An 837-nucleotide genomic window follows, 5' to 3' on the forward strand; every position below is an offset into this window, starting at 1 on the left:
ATACCAGCGACAATAAAAAGATTGCTGAATTCGGAGAAAAGCGAAGAAGTCCGGTCGATATTTCTGAAATTCCGACCACATTAACCTCCGCATTTATTGCTGCTGAAGATAATCGATTTTATGAGCACGGAGGCATCGATATTATTGGCTTAGGGCGTGCGGCAGCTCAACTAATTCAATCTGGTCGAATTAAAACTGGCGGCAGCACAATCACAATGCAGGTTGCCAAAAACTTCTTCCTAACACGCGAGCGCACCTTTGTTCGAAAATTCAACGAAATATTCCTAGCGATTCAGATAGAACAAGCTTTAACAAAACCCGAAATACTAGAGCTCTACCTCAATAAAATATATTTAGGTAATCGCGCTTACGGCGTAAAAGCAGCTGCGCAAGTGTATTACGGGAAAAACCTCGATGAACTTAGCTTGGCAGAAAGTGCAATGATTGCAGGCTTGCCAAAAGCACCTTCTCGATTCAATCCTATCGTGAATCCAGATCGCGCCAAAATTCGTCGAGATTGGATCTTAAGCCGCATGCTAGAGCTTAAAATGATCTCTAGCCTAGATTATTCAGAAGCAAAAAACTCAGAACTAACCGCTGGCTACCATGGCATTCAACCTGATTTGGCCGCACCATATGTTGCAGAAATGGCACGCCAAAAAGCAGTTGAACTCTTTGGTTCTGAAGCTTACACACTAGGGCTCAATGTTTACGTCACGACAGACAGCGAATTACAAGCAAGCGCCCAAAATGCTGTAGTTAAAGGGCTTGATGACTACGACAAACGTCATGGATACCGTGAGCCACTGGACCATGTAGAACTAACAGGCGAAGAAA

The 837-nt window shown here is 43.7% G+C and carries 1 protein-coding gene; it reads left to right on the forward strand.

Going from position 1 to position 837, the window contains the following annotated elements:
• Positions 1-837 (forward strand): transglycosylase domain-containing protein (locus tag A3738_RS01345; RefSeq protein ID WP_197473505.1); only part of this gene is annotated, 837 nt, incomplete at both ends.

The organism is Oleiphilus sp. HI0066 (assembly GCF_001635725.1).